The sequence below is a fragment of the Leifsonia xyli subsp. cynodontis genome (assembly GCF_050632205.1).
Lineage (GTDB): Bacteria > Actinomycetota > Actinomycetes > Actinomycetales > Microbacteriaceae > Leifsonia > Leifsonia xyli_D.
Genome location: NZ_CP192578.1, coordinates 1,039,572 through 1,055,722 on the forward strand (window position 1 = coordinate 1,039,572; position 16,151 = coordinate 1,055,722).

15 protein-coding genes and 1 pseudogene are annotated in these 16,151 nt (G+C 72.2%); 13 read left to right on the plus strand and 3 right to left on the minus strand.

The window, feature by feature from the left end; translation table 11 throughout:
* Positions 1-40 precede the first annotated feature (40 nt).
* From ACQ86M_RS05170 to ACQ86M_RS05205, 8 genes and pseudogenes are all read left to right on the plus strand, one after another.
* Positions 41-1,393, plus strand: a complete 1,353-nt coding sequence (locus ACQ86M_RS05170; protein ID WP_431247294.1) for an alpha/beta hydrolase — start codon at positions 41-43, stop codon at positions 1,391-1,393.
* Between the two features lie 43 nt (positions 1,394-1,436).
* Complete coding sequence (locus tag ACQ86M_RS05175) at positions 1,437-3,224, plus strand: alkaline phosphatase family protein (protein ID WP_431247295.1); 1,788 nt, start codon at positions 1,437-1,439, stop codon at positions 3,222-3,224.
* Between the two features lie 67 nt (positions 3,225-3,291).
* A complete protein-coding gene (gene gatC / locus ACQ86M_RS05180; RefSeq protein WP_431221032.1) occupies positions 3,292-3,603 on the plus strand; it encodes an Asp-tRNA(Asn)/Glu-tRNA(Gln) amidotransferase subunit GatC in 312 nt (103 codons plus the stop codon).
* A gap of 4 nt (positions 3,604-3,607) precedes the next feature.
* The gene (gene gatA, locus ACQ86M_RS05185; protein WP_431247296.1) at positions 3,608-5,155 is read left to right on the plus strand and encodes an Asp-tRNA(Asn)/Glu-tRNA(Gln) amidotransferase subunit GatA; all 1,548 of its coding nucleotides are present in this window, start codon (positions 3,608-3,610) and stop codon (positions 5,153-5,155) included.
* Entirely contained in the window at positions 5,155-6,654 is a 1,500-nt protein-coding gene (gene gatB, locus ACQ86M_RS05190; RefSeq protein WP_431247297.1) for an Asp-tRNA(Asn)/Glu-tRNA(Gln) amidotransferase subunit GatB, read from the plus strand. Before gatA ends, gatB begins: the two co-directional genes overlap by 1 nt.
* 95 nt (positions 6,655-6,749) lie before the next feature.
* A complete protein-coding gene (locus ACQ86M_RS05195; protein ID WP_431247298.1) occupies positions 6,750-7,304 on the plus strand; it encodes a YbaK/EbsC family protein in 555 nt (184 codons plus the stop codon).
* A 22-nt stretch (positions 7,305-7,326) separates the two neighbouring features.
* A pseudogene (locus ACQ86M_RS05200) lies at positions 7,327-8,240 on the plus strand (oxygenase MpaB family protein).
* 38 nt (positions 8,241-8,278) lie between these two features.
* Positions 8,279-8,800, plus strand: coding sequence for a PaaI family thioesterase (locus ACQ86M_RS05205; protein WP_431247299.1), 522 nt, complete (start codon positions 8,279-8,281; stop codon positions 8,798-8,800).
* Between the two features lie 15 nt (positions 8,801-8,815).
* Here the strand turns inward: ACQ86M_RS05205 and ACQ86M_RS05210 are convergent, their stop codons facing one another.
* A complete protein-coding gene (locus ACQ86M_RS05210) occupies positions 8,816-10,537 on the minus strand; it encodes a long-chain-fatty-acid--CoA ligase (RefSeq protein ID WP_431247300.1) in 1,722 nt (573 codons plus the stop codon).
* 10 nt (positions 10,538-10,547) lie between these two features.
* Positions 10,548-11,210: an SDR family oxidoreductase gene (locus ACQ86M_RS05215; protein ID WP_431247301.1), complete on the minus strand. Its 663-nt coding sequence runs from the start codon at positions 11,208-11,210 to the stop codon at positions 10,548-10,550.
* 99 nt (positions 11,211-11,309) lie between these two features.
* On the opposite strand from ACQ86M_RS05215, the gene ACQ86M_RS05220 reads away from it, so the two are divergent.
* From ACQ86M_RS05220 to ACQ86M_RS05235, 4 genes are all read left to right on the plus strand, one after another.
* A complete protein-coding gene (locus ACQ86M_RS05220; RefSeq protein ID WP_431247302.1) occupies positions 11,310-11,621 on the plus strand; it encodes a DUF6412 domain-containing protein in 312 nt (103 codons plus the stop codon).
* Positions 11,622-11,704: 83 nt separating this feature from the next.
* Positions 11,705-12,478 carry a YidC/Oxa1 family membrane protein insertase gene (locus ACQ86M_RS05225; protein WP_431221040.1) on the plus strand — a complete coding sequence of 258 codons (774 nt, stop codon included), beginning with the start codon at positions 11,705-11,707 and terminating at the stop codon, positions 12,476-12,478.
* Between the two features lie 67 nt (positions 12,479-12,545).
* Complete coding sequence (locus tag ACQ86M_RS05230) at positions 12,546-12,866, plus strand: hypothetical protein (protein WP_431247303.1); 321 nt, start codon at positions 12,546-12,548, stop codon at positions 12,864-12,866.
* A gap of 81 nt (positions 12,867-12,947) precedes the next feature.
* Positions 12,948-13,604, plus strand: coding sequence for a hypothetical protein (locus ACQ86M_RS05235; protein WP_431247304.1), 657 nt, complete (start codon positions 12,948-12,950; stop codon positions 13,602-13,604).
* A gap of 208 nt (positions 13,605-13,812) precedes the next feature.
* Here the strand turns inward: ACQ86M_RS05235 and ACQ86M_RS05240 are convergent, their stop codons facing one another.
* Complete coding sequence (locus ACQ86M_RS05240) at positions 13,813-14,817, minus strand: aldo/keto reductase family protein (RefSeq protein WP_431247305.1); 1,005 nt, start codon at positions 14,815-14,817, stop codon at positions 13,813-13,815.
* A 57-nt stretch (positions 14,818-14,874) separates the two neighbouring features.
* Between ACQ86M_RS05240 and dinB the strand changes: the two genes are divergently transcribed.
* Positions 14,875-16,149, plus strand: a complete 1,275-nt coding sequence (gene dinB / locus ACQ86M_RS05245) for a DNA polymerase IV (protein WP_431247306.1) — start codon at positions 14,875-14,877, stop codon at positions 16,147-16,149.
* Positions 16,150-16,151 lie beyond the last annotated feature (2 nt).

Here is a 16,151-nt window from a genome sequence, read left to right on the forward strand (position 1 = left end):
CCCGGACGGAGTGCTGGTCGGCTTTGCAGCTGTTCTCACCGTGACCTCGGTCGTCTCAGGACTCACCGGGGCCTTCGTCATGCCCGCCGACGCCGCGGCGACGGCGCCCACGCACTCCGCGGTGTCCGTCATGGCGGTCCAGAACGCGGCCTCCGCCTCCGCCGCCTCCATCGTCTCCGGCCCCGTCTCGGACGTGCCGTCCGCACCCACCGGCGGCACCGCATCCATGTCGGTGCTCGGAGCCGTCGCCGGCATCGACGCCTCGGCGCTTCCGACCTTCCTCGACGCCAACCGCGCGAAGCTGGAGTCGCTGTTGCGCCGGGCTCCGGCCGCCGCCGACGTCAGCCGGGTGTGGAAGCTGATCGACCCGGCCAAGCAGAAGCTGCTGATCGAGAGCGCGCCGCACGTCGTCGGCAACCTGGAGGGCGTGCCGTACGCCGTGCGCGGCCAGGCGAACGCGCTCGACCTCAAGCTGACGATCGCCGACCTCACCCGCACGCTCAGGTCCGAGCACGGACGCGCCGAGCGCGTGGCGCTGCAGCGCAGGCTCCAGACGCTCGGCAACGTCTCGAAGGCGCTGGCCGCGCACGACGGAGTGAAGCGCACCCTGGTGAACCTCGACGCGTCGCGCGACGCGAAGGCCTCGATCGTGGTCGGCGACCTCAGTACGGCGTCGTATGTGAGCGTCCTGGTGCCGGGCATGTACATGTCGGTGGGCGAGCAGATCGAGTCGTGGGCGAAGGTCGCGCAGGAGCAGTACGACCTGCAGACCGGGTCGCTGCGCCGGATGCTCGGCCCGCGCGGCCACGGCGGAGCGCCCGGGGTCGCGGTGGTCGCCTGGATCGGCTACCAGACCCCCGTGCTCACGAACATCGGCGGAACCGCCCTCGCCACGCAGGGCGCCGACAGCCTGGAGCGGACGCTCGAGGGCATCCGCGCCCTCCGGACCGCCGACCAGCCGTACCTGAGCGTCTTCGCGCACTCCTACGGCTCCACGGCGGCGCTCATGGCGCTGGAGCGGCACACCGTGACCGTGGATGCGCTGGCCCTGATGGGCTCGCCGGGCAGCGACGCCCAGTCGGTCGCCGGCCTCGCCGTGACCGGCGGCACAGTCTTCGTCGGGGAGGCGCCGATGGACCCCATCGTGAACAGCGCGTTCTTCGGCAGCGACCCCGGATCCCCGGGGTACGGCGCCGCGTCGATGGGGGTCGACGGTGCGGTGGACCCGCTGACCGGCCAGTCGCTCGCCGGCTCGTCGGGCCACAACGAGTACTTCACCGCCGGCACCGAGTGCATGCGCAACCTCGCCATGATCGGGATCGACCGCGGCGACCTGGTGCTGCCGTCCGGCGGCGCGCCGAAGGCCGCGACCACGGAGGCGGCGGCCCGCTGAGCGCACGCTCCGGGTGTCGGAGGCGGCATCCATAATGGATGGGATGCGACCGGACGACGACCCCGCCACCGAGCCCGACGGCGACAGCGCCGGCGCCCCGGCGCGCCGGGGAGCCAGCCGCCGGTCCTTCCTGAAGGGCGCCGGTCTCGTGGCGGCGGGCGCGGTCGCCGGAGGGGCGGCGGGCGGCGCGGCGGGCGCGGCGATCAGCGGCGCCGCCGTGCAGGGGTCTCCGACGTCCGACGAGGTCGGCGAGGAGTACCCGCCGCTTCCGCCGCGCGGCACGGGCCCGGGGTTCGACCACCTCGTCGTGCTCATGTACGAGAACCGCTCGTTCGACAACCTGCTCGGCCACCTCTACGACGAGCGCACCCTGCCCGAGGGGAAGCGCTTCGAGGGTCTGGCGTTCGGCGACTACAGCAACCCGGATCCGGCGGGAGGCCCGGACATCCCGGCCCACCCCTACGAGGGAACGACCGACTTCGTGATGCGGCAGCCGTCTCCCGACCCCGGCGAGGTCTACCCGCACGTGAACACGCAGCTGTACGAGGTCGTCGACCCGCCGGCGAACGCGGACGCCCGGCTGCCGCAGCTGCTGCCGCCCTACAACGCGCCGAAGCCGGGGGCGACGCCGAGCATGCGCGGGTTCGTCCGCGACTACATCGGCGTGCTCCGCAAGGACACCGGGCGCGAGCCCACGGTGGAGGACTACCGCCGGATCATGGGCGGTTTCACGCCCGACATGCTGCCGGTGTTCTCGACGCTCGCCCGCCAGTTCGCCGTATACGACGACTGGCACTGCGCCGTCCCGTCGCAGACGTTCTGCAACCGGTCGTTCTTCAACGCCTCGACCTCCCACGGCTACGTCGACAACGGCGGCGCGGAGGGGCTGCGCAAGTGGTTCGATCCGAAGAACGACGCGCCTACCATCTTCAACCGGCTGGAGGAGGCGGGGCGCAGCTGGCGCGTCTACTACGACGACCGGCAGCTGATCTCGCTCACCGGGTTCATCCACGCGCCGGCCCTCGAGCCGTTCTGGAAGACGCACTTCCGGACGATGTCGCAGTTCTACGTGGATGTGGCGGAGGGCACCCTGCCCGACTACGCGTTCGTCGAGCCGCGGCTGCTCTACGACCACAACGACATGCACCCGCCGGGCGGTCCGATGACCGGCGAGGCGGTCGACGGGGAGACCATCGTCGGCGGCGCCATCTCCGACGTGCGCGCGGGCGACCTGCTGCTGCACCGGGTCTACTCCGCCATCCGGTCGGCGCGCAGCGCGAAGGGGTCGAACGCGCTGAACACGATGCTGCTGGTGACCTTCGACGAGCACGGCGGCACATACGACCACGTGCCGCCGGGGCCGGCGACGCCTCCGGACGGCAGCGGGCCGGGGGAGTACGGCTTCGGCTTCGACCGCCTCGGGGTCCGCGTTCCCGCCATCGCGATCTCGGCCTACACCGAGCGCAACACGATCATCCACGAGCAGATGCACCATGCGGCGGTGATCGCGACGCTGGCGAAGAAGTTCCGCCTGCGGCACCTGACCGAGCGCGACCGCGGTGCGCGCACCATCGACAACGCGATCAACCGCACGACACCGCGACAGCCCGGTACCTGGCCGGACACGCATCCGCAGTACCTCCCCGCCAACCCCGAGGCGGATGCGCCCGCGCCGGCCGACCAGGACCGTCCGCTCAGCCCGCCCGGCATCGGGCTCGTCGGGCTGCTCATGGCGCGGTACGGGCCGCCCGGAGCGCCGGTGCCGCGGACCTACAAAGAGGCGTACCAAGCGGTCAACGGGCTGGGGCGCGGTCTGTTCGGCTCGCCCTAGAATCGTTACGGCGGCCTCGCGATCGCGAGCGCGCACCCTCATCACCGAATCCCACGGAGACGCACCCTTGTCTGAAAGCAGCGCAGGCGACATCAGCGCCGAAAAGGTCGCGCACCTGGCGAACCTCGCCCGGATCGACCTCAGCCCGGAAGAGCTCGAGAGCCTCACGAAGGAGCTCGGCCAGATCGTCGAGTCCGTCGCGAAGGTGCAGGAGGTCGCCGGCCCCGACGTGCCCGCGACGAGCCACCCGCTGCCGCTCACGAACGTGTTCCGCAGCGACGAGGTGCGCCCGTCGCTGACGGTCGAGCAGGCGCTGTCCGGCGCCCCGGCCCGCGAGGGCGACCGCTTCAAGGTCGCCACCATCCTGGACGAGGAGTAAGCGCATGACCGACCTGACCCGTCTCTCCGCGTCCGCCCTCGCCGAGAAGCTCGCCGCGCGCGAGGTCTCCTCCGTCGAGGCCGTCCGCGCGCACCTCGACCGCATCGAGTCGGTGGATGCCGACGTCCACGCCTTCCTGCACGTCGCCGGCGACGCCGCCCTGGCCACCGCGGCCGCGGTGGATGACCGCCGTGCCGCAGGCGAGCCGCTCGGCGCGCTCGCGGGCGTCCCGATCGCGATCAAGGACGTGCTGGCCACTCACGACATGCCGTCCACCTCGGGCTCGAAGATCCTCGAGGGCTGGATCCCGCCCTACGACGCCACCGTCGTGCGCAAGCTGCGCGAGGCCGACCTCGTACCCCTCGGCAAGACGAACATGGACGAGTTCGCGATGGGCTCCTCGACGGAGCACTCGGCGTACGGCCCGACCCGCAACCCGTGGGACCTGGAGCGCATCCCCGGCGGCTCCGGCGGCGGTTCGGCCGCGGCCGTGTCCGCCTTCGAGGCGCCGCTCGCGCTCGGCTCCGACACCGGCGGCTCGATCCGTCAGCCCGCCGCGGTGACCGGCTCGGTCGGCGTCAAGCCGACGTACGGAGGCGTCAGCCGCTACGGTGCGATCGCGCTGGCGAGCTCTCTCGACCAGGTCGGCCCGGTCAGCCGGTCGGTGCTCGACGCCGGGCTGCTGCACGACGTGATCGCCGGGCACGACCCGCTCGACTCCACCTCGCTCAGCGACACCTGGCCGTCGATGGCCGACGCCGCACGCGCCGGGCGCCGCGAGGGCGCCCTGAAGGGCGTGCGCGTCGGCGTCATCCGCGAGATCGCGGGCGACGGCTTCCAGGCCGGAGTCAAGCAGCGCTTCGACGAGTCGCTCGCACTCCTCGAGTCGGCCGGCGCGGAGATCGTCGAGGTCAGCGCCCCGAGCTTCGAGTACGCGGTCTCGGCCTACTACCTCATCCTTCCCGCCGAGGCCTCCAGCAACCTCGCGCGCTTCGACTCCGTGCGGTTCGGCCTCCGCGTCGACCCGGCGAACCCTCCGGTCACCGTCGAGCGCGTCATGGCGGCCACCCGCGACGCCGGCTTCGGCCCCGAGGTGAAGCGCCGCATCATCCTCGGCACGTACGCCCTGAGCGCCGGCTACTACGACGCGTACTACGGCAGCGCGCAGAAGGTGCGCACGCTCATCCAGCGCGACTTCCAGGCGGCGTTCGAGAAGGTGGATGTGCTGGTCAGCCCGAGCGCGCCGACCACCGCCTTCAAGCTGGGCGAGAAGATCGACGACCCGATGGCGATGTACCTCAACGACATCACCACCATCCCGGCCAACCTGGCCGGGGTCCCCGGCATGGGCCTGCCGATCGGCCTCGCGCCCGAAGACGGCCTGCCCGTCGGGATGCAGCTGATGGCGCCCGCGCGCGCCGACGCCCGCCTGTACACCTACGGCGCGGCCCTGGAGGGTCTGCTCGAGGAGAAGTGGGGCGGGACGCTGCTGAGTCAGGCGCCGGACCTGACCGCCACCGAGATGTTCGCCAGCGAAGAGGGAGCCGTCTGATGGCCAAGGCCGCACTGATGGATTACGACAAGGCGCTCGAGCTGTTCGAGCCGGTGCTCGGTTTCGAGGTGCACGTCGAGCTGAACACCAAGACCAAGATGTTCTGCGGCTGCGCCAACGAGTTCGGCTCCGGCGCGAACACGAACACCTGCCCGACCTGCCTGGGCCTCCCCGGCGGCCTGCCCCAGGTGAACGAGAAGGCCATCGAGTCCAGCATCCGCCTGGGCCTCGCCCTCGGCTGCGAGATCGCCGAGTCGAGCCGGTTCGCCCGGAAGAACTACTTCTACCCGGACCTCGCCAAGGACTTCCAGACCTCGCAGTACGACGAGCCGATCGCCCACGACGGCACGATCACCATCGAGCTGGAGAGCGGACGCGAGATCACCATCCAGATCGAGCGCGCGCACATGGAGGAGGACGCGGGCAAGCTCACGCACGTCGGCGGCGCCACCGGTCGCATCCAGGGCGCGGACTACTCGCTCGTCGACTTCAACCGCGGCGGCGTGCCGTTGGTCGAGATCGTCACCAAGATCATCGAGGGCACCGAGGCGGATGCGCCCGAGGTCGGGCGCGCCTACGTGCGGGCGATCCGCGACATCGTGAAGGGGCTCGGCGTCTCGAACGCGCGCATGGAGGAGGGCAACGTCCGCTGCGACGCCAACATCTCCCTGCGCCGCCGGGGCACGACCGAGCTCGGCACCCGCACCGAGACGAAGAACGTCAACTCGCTGCGCTCCATCGAGCGCGCGGTGCGCTACGAGATCCAGCGCCAGGCGGCCATCCTCGAAGCCGGTGGCACCATCGTGCAGGAGACCCGTCACTGGCACGAAGACACCGGCACGACGAGCGCCGGCCGGCCCAAGTCGGACGCCGACGACTACCGCTACTTCCCCGAGCCCGACCTGGTGCCGGTGGCGCCGAGCCGGGAGTGGGTGGAGGAGCTGCGCGGCACCCTGCCCGAGCAGCCCGCGACCCGCCGCAAGCGGCTCACCGCGGAGTGGGGCTTCACCGCCCTCGAGTTCCAGGACGTCGCGAACGCCGATCTGCTCGACGAGGTGGAGGCCACCATCGCCGCCGGCGCCTCGCCGGCGGCAGCCCGCAAGTGGTGGACCGGTGAGATCGCCCGCCTCGCGAACGCTCAGAACGTGCCCGCCGGCACGCTGGTCAGTCCGCAGCACGTGGCGGAGCTCGCCGGGCTCGTCGACGCCGGAACGCTGACGGACCGTCTCGCCCGCCAGGTGCTCGAGGGCGTCATCGCCGGCGAGGGCCGGCCGCAAGAGGTCGTCGACGCCCGCGGGCTGGCCGTGGTCTCGGACGACGGCGCGCTCGTCGCGGCGATCGACGAAGCTCTGGCCGCACAGCCGGACGTGCTGGCGAAGATCCGCGACGGCAAGGTGCAGGCCGCCGGAGCGGTGATCGGCGCCGTCATGAAGGCGATGCGCGGCCAGGCCGACGCAGCGCGCGTGCGCGAGCTCGTGCTGGAGCGCGCGGCCCAGTAACCCTTCCTGACGATGTGCGCCGAATCTCGGTCACGCCGCCTGCATTACCGAGATTCGGCGCAGATCTCGTCTCCGGCGAGGGATAGCGTGGAGGCATGGGCGTCTTCACTCTCGGCGGGCTCACGACCGCTCCCGCATCCACCCGCACCGACCTCGTCGCACCGTCGACCCTGGCGGCGCTTGAGTCGCTCGGCTGGCTGGACGAGGTCGGCGTGGTGGAGATCGACCCGGACATCTCGGACACCGCGGCCACCCGCGACGCCTTCGGCCTCGACGCCGCCCACCTGGCGAACTGCGTCGTGGTGGCGGGCAAGCGGGAGGGCGTCGAGCGGATCGCCGCCTGCGTCGTGCTCTCCACCACCCGCGCCGACGTGAACAACACGGTCAAGCGCCTGCTCGACGTCCGCAAGGCGTCCTTCCTGCCGATGGACCGCGCTGTCGAGCTGACCGGGATGGAGTACGGCGGCATCACGCCGATCGGCCTCCCCGGCGGCTGGCCCGTGCTCGTCGATGCCCGCGTGGCGGAGCAGGACGTGGTGATCATCGGCTCCGGGGTCCGTCGCTCCAAGATCCTGCTGCCCGGCCGTCTCATCGCCGAACTGCGGGATGCTCAGCTCATCGAGGGCCTCGCGCTGGAGGTCGCGGGATGACCTCCCTCCCGCCGGTGCTGCCATGACCGCCGTCGACCGCGTCCTGACGCCGCTCCGCACCCGCCTGATCGAGACGCTGGCGGGCCGGTCCGACGAGGTGCCCGCGTGGGTGCTCCGCCTGGAGGAGGGCGACGACGAGGGCTTCTTCACGCCCGAGAGCGCCGCCTGGGCGGTGCACGGCGGCATGCCGACCCTGGTCGCCGGCGTGCGCGCGCTGCTGCTGCAGGCGCTGCACCCGGGCGCACTCGCCGGAGTCCGCGATCACTCCCGGTTCCGCGAGGACCCGCTCGGACGGCTGGCCGGCACCATCCAGTGGATCCACACCGTCACGTTCGGCAGCCGCGGTCAGGCGATCGCGGGCTCCGAGATGGTGCAGGTGCTGCACCGCCGGGTGACCGGCACCTACATCGACGGGCACGGCATCCAGCGCCCCTACACCGCGAACGACCCGGAGCTCGCCCGCTGGGTGCACCTGGCGTTCACGGACGCGTTCCTCACCGCGCACGAGCAGTGGGGCGACCCGATCCCCGGCGGAGCGGACGGCTACGTCGCCGAGTGGGCGACGGCGGCCGAGCTCATGGGCGTCCAGGATGCGCCGCGCACCGCGACGGCCCTGCGGGCGGAGATCGACGCGATCACCGACGCGGGGAGCTGCGCGGCGGCCCGGAGGTCGAGGAGATCGTGCGCTTCATCCGGCGCGCCCCGCTGCGGCGGATGCTGCGGCCGTCGTACCGCATCCTGTTCCGGGCCGCCGTCTCCACCCTGGAGCCGCGGCACCGCGCGATGCTCGGGCTGCCGCCGACGGCGGCGGAGCGGCTGCTGCCGCTGCACGCGGCGACCGGCGCCGTGCTGGCGGGGGCCCGCGTGCTGCTCGGACCCCAGACGCAGGCGGAGCTCGCCGCCCGACGCCGTCTCGCCCGGCTCGGTCGCGCCTGAGCACGCGAGAGGATCGCGTCGTGCGAGAGGATGGCGGCATGGATGACGCCCGCACCGACCCCCGACCGCCCGAGCGCAGCAGGACCGTCACCTGGGAGGACCCGGCGCCCGGCGTCGCGCTCATGCCGACCATGAGCGGCCTCGAGTATCTGCGGACGATGATCCGCGGCGAGCTGCCGCCGCCTCCCATCACCTCGCTCATGCGCATGACGCTCGTCTCGGCCGACCCCGGCACGGCGACCTTCATCTGCGAGCCCGACGAGTCGCACTACAACCCGATCGGCACCGTGCACGGCGGGTACGTCTGCACAGCTCTCGACTCGGCGCTCGGCTGCGCCGTGCAGACGACGCTGCCGCAGGGGCAGGGCTACACGTCCATCGAGATCAAGGTCAACTACCTGCGGCCGGTGTACGCGCACACGGGCGCGCTGACCTGCACCGCCACCGTGACGAAGCCCGGCAACCGGGTCGCCTTCGCGGATGGCGTGATCACGGATGCAGCGGGCAAGACGGTCGCCACGGCGACCGGATCGCTGCTGGTGTTCCCGATCGGCGACTGAGCCCGGCGCCGCCGGCTATTTCGCCAGGTCGGCCAGCAGCTGGTCGCGCACCTTGCGGCGGATGACCTTGCCGACGATCGAGCGCGGCAACTCCTCCAGCTGGTACACGTGCTTCGGCACCTTGTACGCCGTCAGGCAGTCGCGACCGTAGGCCCGGATGGCCTCCTCGTCGAACGAGGCGCCCGCCTCCATGACCACCGCGGCCACCACATCCTCGCCGCCGCGGCGGTGCGGGAGGCCGACCACCGCGACGTCCGCCACGCCCGGGAACGAGCGCAGCGCGTCCTCCACCTCCGTCGGGGAGACGTTGAAGCCTCCGGTGACGATGAGCTCCTTGATGCGGTCGACGATGCGGACGAAGCCGTCCTCATCCATCGTCACGATGTCGCCCGTGCGGAACCAGCCGCCCTCCGTCAGCACCTTCGCGGTCTCGTCCGGCTTGCGCCAGTACCCCGAGAACACCTGCGGGCCCCGGGCGAGCAGCTCGCCCTCCTCGCCGAACGGCCGGTCGACGCTCGGGTCGTCCGGGTCGGCGACGCGCAGCTCGGTGCTCGGCAGCGGCAGCCCGACGGTTCCCGGCCTGCGGGTGGCCCCGACGGGGTTCGCCATGAGCACGGGGGAGCACTCCGACAGGCCGTAGCCCTCGACGAGGTACCCGCCGGTCTTCTGCTCCCACAGGTCGACGATGCCCTGCGGCAGGCTCATCGCGCCCGAGATCGCGATCTGGATACCCGAGAGCGACACCCTGCGCTTCTCGGCCGCCTGCACCAGCCGCTCGTAGATCGGGGGCACCGCGGGCAGGAAGGTCGCGGGATGCTTCTTCACCACATCCAGCACCAGGTCCGGGTCGAACTTCGGGAAGAGCACCAGCCGCGCGCCCATGCTCATCGCGAACGTCAGGCAGAGGGTCAGGCCGTAGGCGTGGAACAGCGGCAGCACCGCATAGACGACGGAGGTGCCGCGCTCGATGGTCGGCACCCAGGCGCGGGCCTGCGCGGCGTTGACCGAGAGGTTGGCGTGGCTCAGCATCGCGCCCTTGGGGAGGCCGGTGGTGCCCGAGGTGTACTGGATGAGCGCCAGGTCGTCCCGCTCGGGGCGGGGGTAGGAGCTCTTGAGGCGACGGGAGGCGACCAGCGAATCCCAGGCGATCGTTCCGGTCGCCTTCGCGGTCAGCTGCTCCCGCGCCGTGCGTGCGGCGGGCACCGGGAGGCGGAGCGCGAAGCGCTTGGAGGCGGGCATCGCGCGGGTCAGGTCGACCGAGATCACGGTCGTGACGCCGAGGTCGGCCGGGAGGGCCTGCACGGTCGCGGCGACCTTGTCCCAGACGATCGCCACGGTCGCGCCGTGGTCCTCGAACTGATGGCGCAGTTCCCGCGGCGTGTAGAGCGGGTTGTGCTCGACGACGACCGCACCCAGCCGGAGGACGGCGTAGAAGGCGGCCACGTGCTGCGGGCAGTTCGGGAGGACCAGCGCGACCCGGTCGCCCTTCGAGACGCCGAGCTTGCGGAGGCCCTCCGCGGCCCGGATGATCTGCTCGCCGAGCTCGGCGTACGTGGTCGTCGCGCCGAAGAACTCCAGGGCGACGTGCTTGCCGTAGGTCTTCACCGACGCCTCGATCAGATGCGAGAGCGAGCCCTCTGGCACCTCGACGTCGGCGGGCACGTCCGGCGCGTAGCCGGACACCCACGGGCGGGCGCTGTACGGGGAGGACTCGCTCGTCACGCTGTCGCTGGTCACGCGGGCAAGCCTACGCGGAGGCGACCAGCGCCCGCACGGCCTCCTCGATGGGGGTGTCGCCGCCGACGACCTCCCACTGGCGGCCGATCGTCGCCGGCTCGTGCAGCGCGAGCGCGATCAGGCGGGCGACGTCCTCCCGGGCGATGCTGCCGCGCGGGACGCTGTCGCCGAGGGTGACCCGGCCCGTCCCCTCGTCGGTCGTCAGGCCGCCCGGGCGGAGGATGGTCCAGTCGAGGCCCGACTCGCGGAGGGCCGTGTCGGCGTCGCGCTTGGCCTCGACGTAGGCCTTCCAGACCGGGTCGGCGTCGTCGACCGGCGCGTCGACGCCCCAGGCGGAGACCTGCACGAAGCGGGCGATGCCGGCCTGCTTCGCCGCCTGCTGCGCCTTCACGGAACCGCCGTAGTCGACCGTCCGCTTGCGCTCGATGCCGGAGCCCGCGCCCGCGCCGGCGGTGAAGACGACGGCGTCGCAGCCCTCGATCGCGGCCGCGAGCGCATCCGCCTCGGACGTCTCGATATCGAGCAGCACGCCCTCGCCGCCGAGGCGGTAGACGTCGTCCGCGTGCTCGTCGTTGCGCACCACGCCGACGAAGTCGTCGCCGAGGTCGTAGAGCACCCGCATCAGCTGCTGGGCGACTTTTCCATGGGCACCGATGATCGCGACTCGAGTCATGCCTCCATCCTTCCACCGGGGCAGCGGATGCGCGCGACACGCGTCCGCCGGGCGCGAACGCTCTGGGCACGGATGGCCCGCTCTGTTAGCGTCATGACCATGACCGCCCTGCTCGAGCTCCTCGGACGCGCCCTCGCGTCCGGCGTGGGCTCGCTGGGCGCCGCCGGCGGTGGCAGCACCGCCGGGTTCGTCGCCCTCGCGGGTGTCGCCGGAGCGCTCGGCCTCGTGGCCGTCTTCGCCGCGGCGGCGGTGCGCTCCGTCGCCGCGCTAGCCGCATCCCTCCGCATCCGCTCGGTGTGGTCGCGGCCGGTCGAGCCGGTCGCCGGCTGGCTGGCCGAGGGCGAGTCCGACCCCGATGCCGACGGCCGTCCGCGCCCGAGGGCGCCGGGCGTCTCCCTGCCGGTCGCGTAGTCCGCGCCGCATCCCTCACCGGGGATCGGCGACGCCGCGACCAGACGCGTCCTCACAACGTCGAATCGCAGGGAAACACACTCATGGACTTCTTCACCTGGCCGCCCGTCGCGGCCGTTCTCGACGGGGCGTACAGCCTCGTCACCGCCCTCTCCGCCACGCTTGAACCGGTCGCGGGAACCGCCGCCGGGCTTCTCGCCGTCGCCATGCTGACGGTCCTCGTCCGCGTCGTCCTCATCCCGGTGGGTGTCAGCCAGGTGCGGGCGGAGTACAGCCGCCGCCGCATCGCGCCCCAGCTGGCCGAGCTGCAGCGGCGTCACGCGGGCGACCGCGAGACGCTCGCCCGCAAGACGATGGAGCTGTACCAGGCCGAGCAGGTCTCGCCATTCGCCGGGATGCTGCCGCTGCTCGCGCAGATCCCGGTCATCACGCTCCTCTACGCCGTCTTCACCCACGCGACGATCGCGGGACACGCCAACGCGCTGCTCGGCGAGCACGCGTTCGGCGCGCCTCTCGGCACGAGCTTCGTCGGCCTCACGGGTGCGGGCGCCGGGGTGTGGCCCGCGATGCTCGTGTATCTCGGCGTCCTGGCGCTGATCGCGATCGTGACGACCGTGTCCCGGCGTGTGCTCACCCTCCCGCAGCCGGAGGGGTCCACGGCTCCGGCCGGGATGCTGCGAGCCCTGTCGTTCCTGCCGTATGTGACCGTGGTCTTCGCGGCGTTCGTGCCGCTCGCGGCGGCCGTGTACATCCTCACGTCGACGGCGTGGACCGTCGCCGAGCGGTGGACGCTGCGGCGGCTGCTCGACCCGGCGCGGCGGGCGGGCGGGAGCGCGCGTCCGACGACCTCGCACTAGCGGGCGCCGCGCGCATCCGTATCCGGTCCACATGAGGTGCACATGACCGGATGCGAGCATGGGACGCATGTGGAAGCGCAGCGCGAAGGGCGACGGGCCCGCCGACGGGACATCCGCCCGGCTCGAGCCCGGCCTCGGCGTCGGGGTGCAGGTCTATGTTCGCGAGCACGACCAGCCGTCGGGCGACGACTGGGTGGGTGAGCCGACCGGCGTGATCGTGGCGCCCGGCGACCGGAGCCTGCGCAATGTGTACGGGCCGCTCGACGGGTTCACGACCTGGACCGTCTCGTTCTTCGAGCCGCAGCACCGCCGCGACGGGCGTGGGCCCTACGAGCGCGCCGTGATCCCGGCGGCGCTGCTCATCGCCGAGGAGCCGTTCGACCGCTGAGCCGGCGGGCCCCGCGCATCACGAAGTGAACCGGTTCGGCACCCTCTACCTCCCCGCAGGGCGCGAATCTACAATGTCGGCATGTTCGTCGAGGGCACCCTTCGATGGCAGGTCACGGAGGACTGCCCGTGGGACCTGCTGATGGCCCTCGCCATCCGCGACCTGGCGGGCCTGGGCGACCGGGTGACTCCGGTGCTCCCGGGCTTGGATCCCGCGGTGTCGCCCGCGCTGCAGACTCGCCGGCGGGAGTCCGCGGACCGGCCGGTGCGCACCCATCCGGTTCCGCTCGCCGGGCGGGCGCCGGGGGAGGATTCGCTGGCGCACCAGTGGCAGGCGTGGTTCGAGGTGGCGGCGGACCGTCACCGCCGCGTGGCCGCGCCGCTGCTGCGACCGCCGCACTTCGAGGCGTTCGACCGGGCCATCGACCTCCAGGATGCGGTGCTCGCGCACTACGAGGCGGCCGCCGGCTGGGCGGCCGACCGCCACGCCGAGTACGTCGCCGCCAGCGCGGCGCACCATGCGCGGCGGGCTGCGGACATCGTGGAGGTGGTCCGGGAGCGGGAGCACGAGCTCCGGCGCCAGGCGGGGTACTTCCGCCTGGACATCGACGTGCTGCCGCTCGCGGCGAAGGGCGCGTGGATCGTCGGCCCGCACACCGTGGTGATCAGCGCCACCATGCGCGACGACTCGGCGGCGTTCCGCGACTGGCTGCGCCCGCTCGTGGCGGCGCTCGTCTGACGCGCGGGGCTCCGCCCCGTCCCTCCGCCTCGCCACGTCGCCGTGCCGTCTCGTGCGCCGGCTCGACCCGTGAGTGGATGCGCTAATCCCCGCCGAGTGGTGAGTAGATGTCGCCAGTCGGCTGGGATTAGCGCACCTAGTCACCGCTCGACGAGGACGGGCGCCGCGGGCGCCGCGGGCGCCGCGCGGCGAGCGCGGCGCCCCCGCGTCAGGCCGGGCGCTTCGCCGGCGACACGGTGAGCGCCGGGTCCGTCTCCGCGACGTCGCCGACCGCCTCGTCGATGCGCGCCATCACGTCGCCGGTGAGCCGGATCCCGGCCGCCTCCGCGTTCGACCGCACCTGCTCCGGCCGCGACGCCCCGACGATGGCGCCGGCGACGTTCGGGTTCTGCAGCACCCACGCGACGGCGAGCTGCGCCATGGTGATGCCGAGCTCGTCCGCGATCGGCTGCAGGCGCTGCACGGAGGTGAGCACGTCGTCCCGCAGGAAGCTGCTGATCGCGTTCGCCCCGCCCTTCTCGTCGGCGGCGCGGCTGCCTTCCGGCGCCTGCTCGCCCGGCTTGTATTTTCCGGTGAGCACGCCTTGCGCGACCGGCGACCAGACGATCTGCGAGATCCCCAGCTCGGCGGAGGTCGGCACGACCTGCTTCTCGATCACGCGCCACAGCATCGAGTACTGCGGCTGGTTCGAGATCAGCTGGATGCCGAGGTCCTTCGCGAGCGCGTGTCCGGCCCGCAGCTGGTCCGCCGTCCACTCGCTGACGCCGATGTACAGGGCCTTGCCCTGGCGCACGACGTCGGCGAACGCCTGCATCGTCTCCTCGAGCGGCGTCTCGGAGTCGTAGCGGTGCGCCTGGTACAGGTCGACGTAGTCGGTGCCGAGGCGCTCGAGCGAGCCGTCGATCGACTCGAGGATGTGCTTGCGCGAGAGCCCGACGTCGTTGTGGCCCTTCGGGCCGGTCGGCCAGTAGACCTTCGTGAAGATCTCGAGGGACGCACGGCGCTCGCTCGCCAGCGCGTCGCCCAGCACCTGCTCGGCGACCGTGTTCGCGTAGGCGTCCGCCGTGTCGAAGGTCGTGATGCCCGCCTCGAGGGCCGCGCGCACCGATGCGGTCGCCGTGTCGTTCTCGACCTGCGAGCCGTGGGTGAGCCAGTTGCCGTAGATGATCTCCGAGATCTTGAGTCCGCTGTTTCCGAGGTACCTGAATTCCATGGCTCAAACGTATCCCCGTCGGTCGCCGCTGTCGGCGGGTGGTGAGAAGCTGGAGGGGTGGGACGAGCGGATGGCAGTCAGCGGCAGGTGAGCGCCGCCGATGTCGACGATTCCGAGGCGTCCATCCTGCACGTCGACATGGATGCGTTCTTCGCGTCGGTCGAACTGCTCGAGCGCCCGGATGCGCGCGGCAAGCCCGCGATCGTCGGTCATGCCGGCGGCCGCGGCGTGGTGACCAGCGCGACATACGAGGCCCGCCGGTACGGCGTCCGCAGCGCCATGCCCATGTCGCAGGCGCTCCGGCTGTGCCCGAACGCGATCATCCTGCCGCCGCACTACGACCGGTACACGCACTTCTCGCGTGCGGTGATGGACATCTTCCACGAGGTGACGCCCCTGGTGGAGCCGTTGAGCATCGACGAGGCGTTCCTCGACGTGTCCGGCGCCCGGCGGCTGCTCGGGTCGCCGCGGCGCATCGCCGAGCTCATCCGCTCGCGCGTGCTGGAGGAGACCGGGCTGACGTGCTCGGTCGGCGTCGCGGCGACGAAGTTCATGGCGAAGCTCGCCTCCGGCCGCTGCAAACCGGACGGCCTGCTGGTCATCCCACGCGCCGAGACGCTGAGCTTCCTGCGCCCGCTGCCGGTCGGCGCGCTGTGGGGCGTCGGGGCGAGCACGCAGTCGTCGCTGGAGCGGATGGGGCTGCTCACGGTCGCCGACCTGGCGGATGCGCCGCTCCACGTGCTGCAGAAGGCGGTCGGCGACGCGAGCGGCCGCCGCCTGCACGACCTGGCGAACGGCCGCGACCCGCGCCGTGTCATCACCGAATCGCGTGAGAAGAGCATCGGCCACGAGAACACGTTCGGCACGGATGTGGGCGACCTCGACACGCTCCGCCGCGAGTTCCTGCGGCTCTCGGGACGCGTCGGCGAGCGCCTTCGCAAGCACGACATGGTGGCGCGGACCGTCGCGATCAAGGTGCGCTTCTCCGACTTCCGCACCATCACCCGCTCGCGCACGCTGGCGGAGCCCACCAACGTCGGCCGCCGGCTGTTCGAGGAGGCGTGGGATGTGTTCGACGCGCTGGGGCTGGATGTGAGGCAGACCCCGCTGCGCCTGATCGGCGTGCGTGCCGAGCAGTTGCTCGACGCGGGAGGCGACGCGCTGGCGCTGTGGGATCCGGACGAGGAGTGGCGCGAGACCGAGCGGACGCTGGATGCGGTCAGCGCGCGCTTCGGCCGCGGGATGATCGGGCCGGCCTCGCTCGTCCGGCGGGAACGCGATGCCGACGAGGAGGAGCGCGACGGGCGCAACCCGAAGTACGTCAGCGACTGAAC

Bases quoted from the DNA above. Each gene is read 5' to 3' on its own strand.
- ACQ86M_RS05175 (WP_431247295.1), top strand. From the start codon at position 1,437: ATGCGACCGGACGACGACCCCGCCACCGAGCCCGACGGCGACAGCGCC.
- gatA (WP_431247296.1), top strand. From the start codon at position 3,608: ATGACCGACCTGACCCGTCTCTCCGCGTCCGCCCTCGCCGAGAAGCTC.
- gatB (WP_431247297.1), top strand. From the start codon at position 5,155: ATGGCCAAGGCCGCACTGATGGATTACGACAAGGCGCTCGAGCTGTTC.
- ACQ86M_RS05195 (WP_431247298.1), top strand. From the start codon at position 6,750: ATGGGCGTCTTCACTCTCGGCGGGCTCACGACCGCTCCCGCATCCACC.
- ACQ86M_RS05205 (WP_431247299.1), top strand. From the start codon at position 8,279: ATGGATGACGCCCGCACCGACCCCCGACCGCCCGAGCGCAGCAGGACC.
- ACQ86M_RS05215 (WP_431247301.1), bottom strand. From the start codon at position 11,210: ATGACTCGAGTCGCGATCATCGGTGCCCATGGAAAAGTCGCCCAGCAG.
- ACQ86M_RS05220 (WP_431247302.1), top strand. From the start codon at position 11,310: ATGACCGCCCTGCTCGAGCTCCTCGGACGCGCCCTCGCGTCCGGCGTG.
- ACQ86M_RS05225 (WP_431221040.1), top strand. From the start codon at position 11,705: ATGGACTTCTTCACCTGGCCGCCCGTCGCGGCCGTTCTCGACGGGGCG.
- ACQ86M_RS05230 (WP_431247303.1), top strand. From the start codon at position 12,546: ATGTGGAAGCGCAGCGCGAAGGGCGACGGGCCCGCCGACGGGACATCC.
- ACQ86M_RS05235 (WP_431247304.1), top strand. From the start codon at position 12,948: ATGTTCGTCGAGGGCACCCTTCGATGGCAGGTCACGGAGGACTGCCCG.
- ACQ86M_RS05240 (WP_431247305.1), bottom strand. From the start codon at position 14,817: ATGGAATTCAGGTACCTCGGAAACAGCGGACTCAAGATCTCGGAGATC.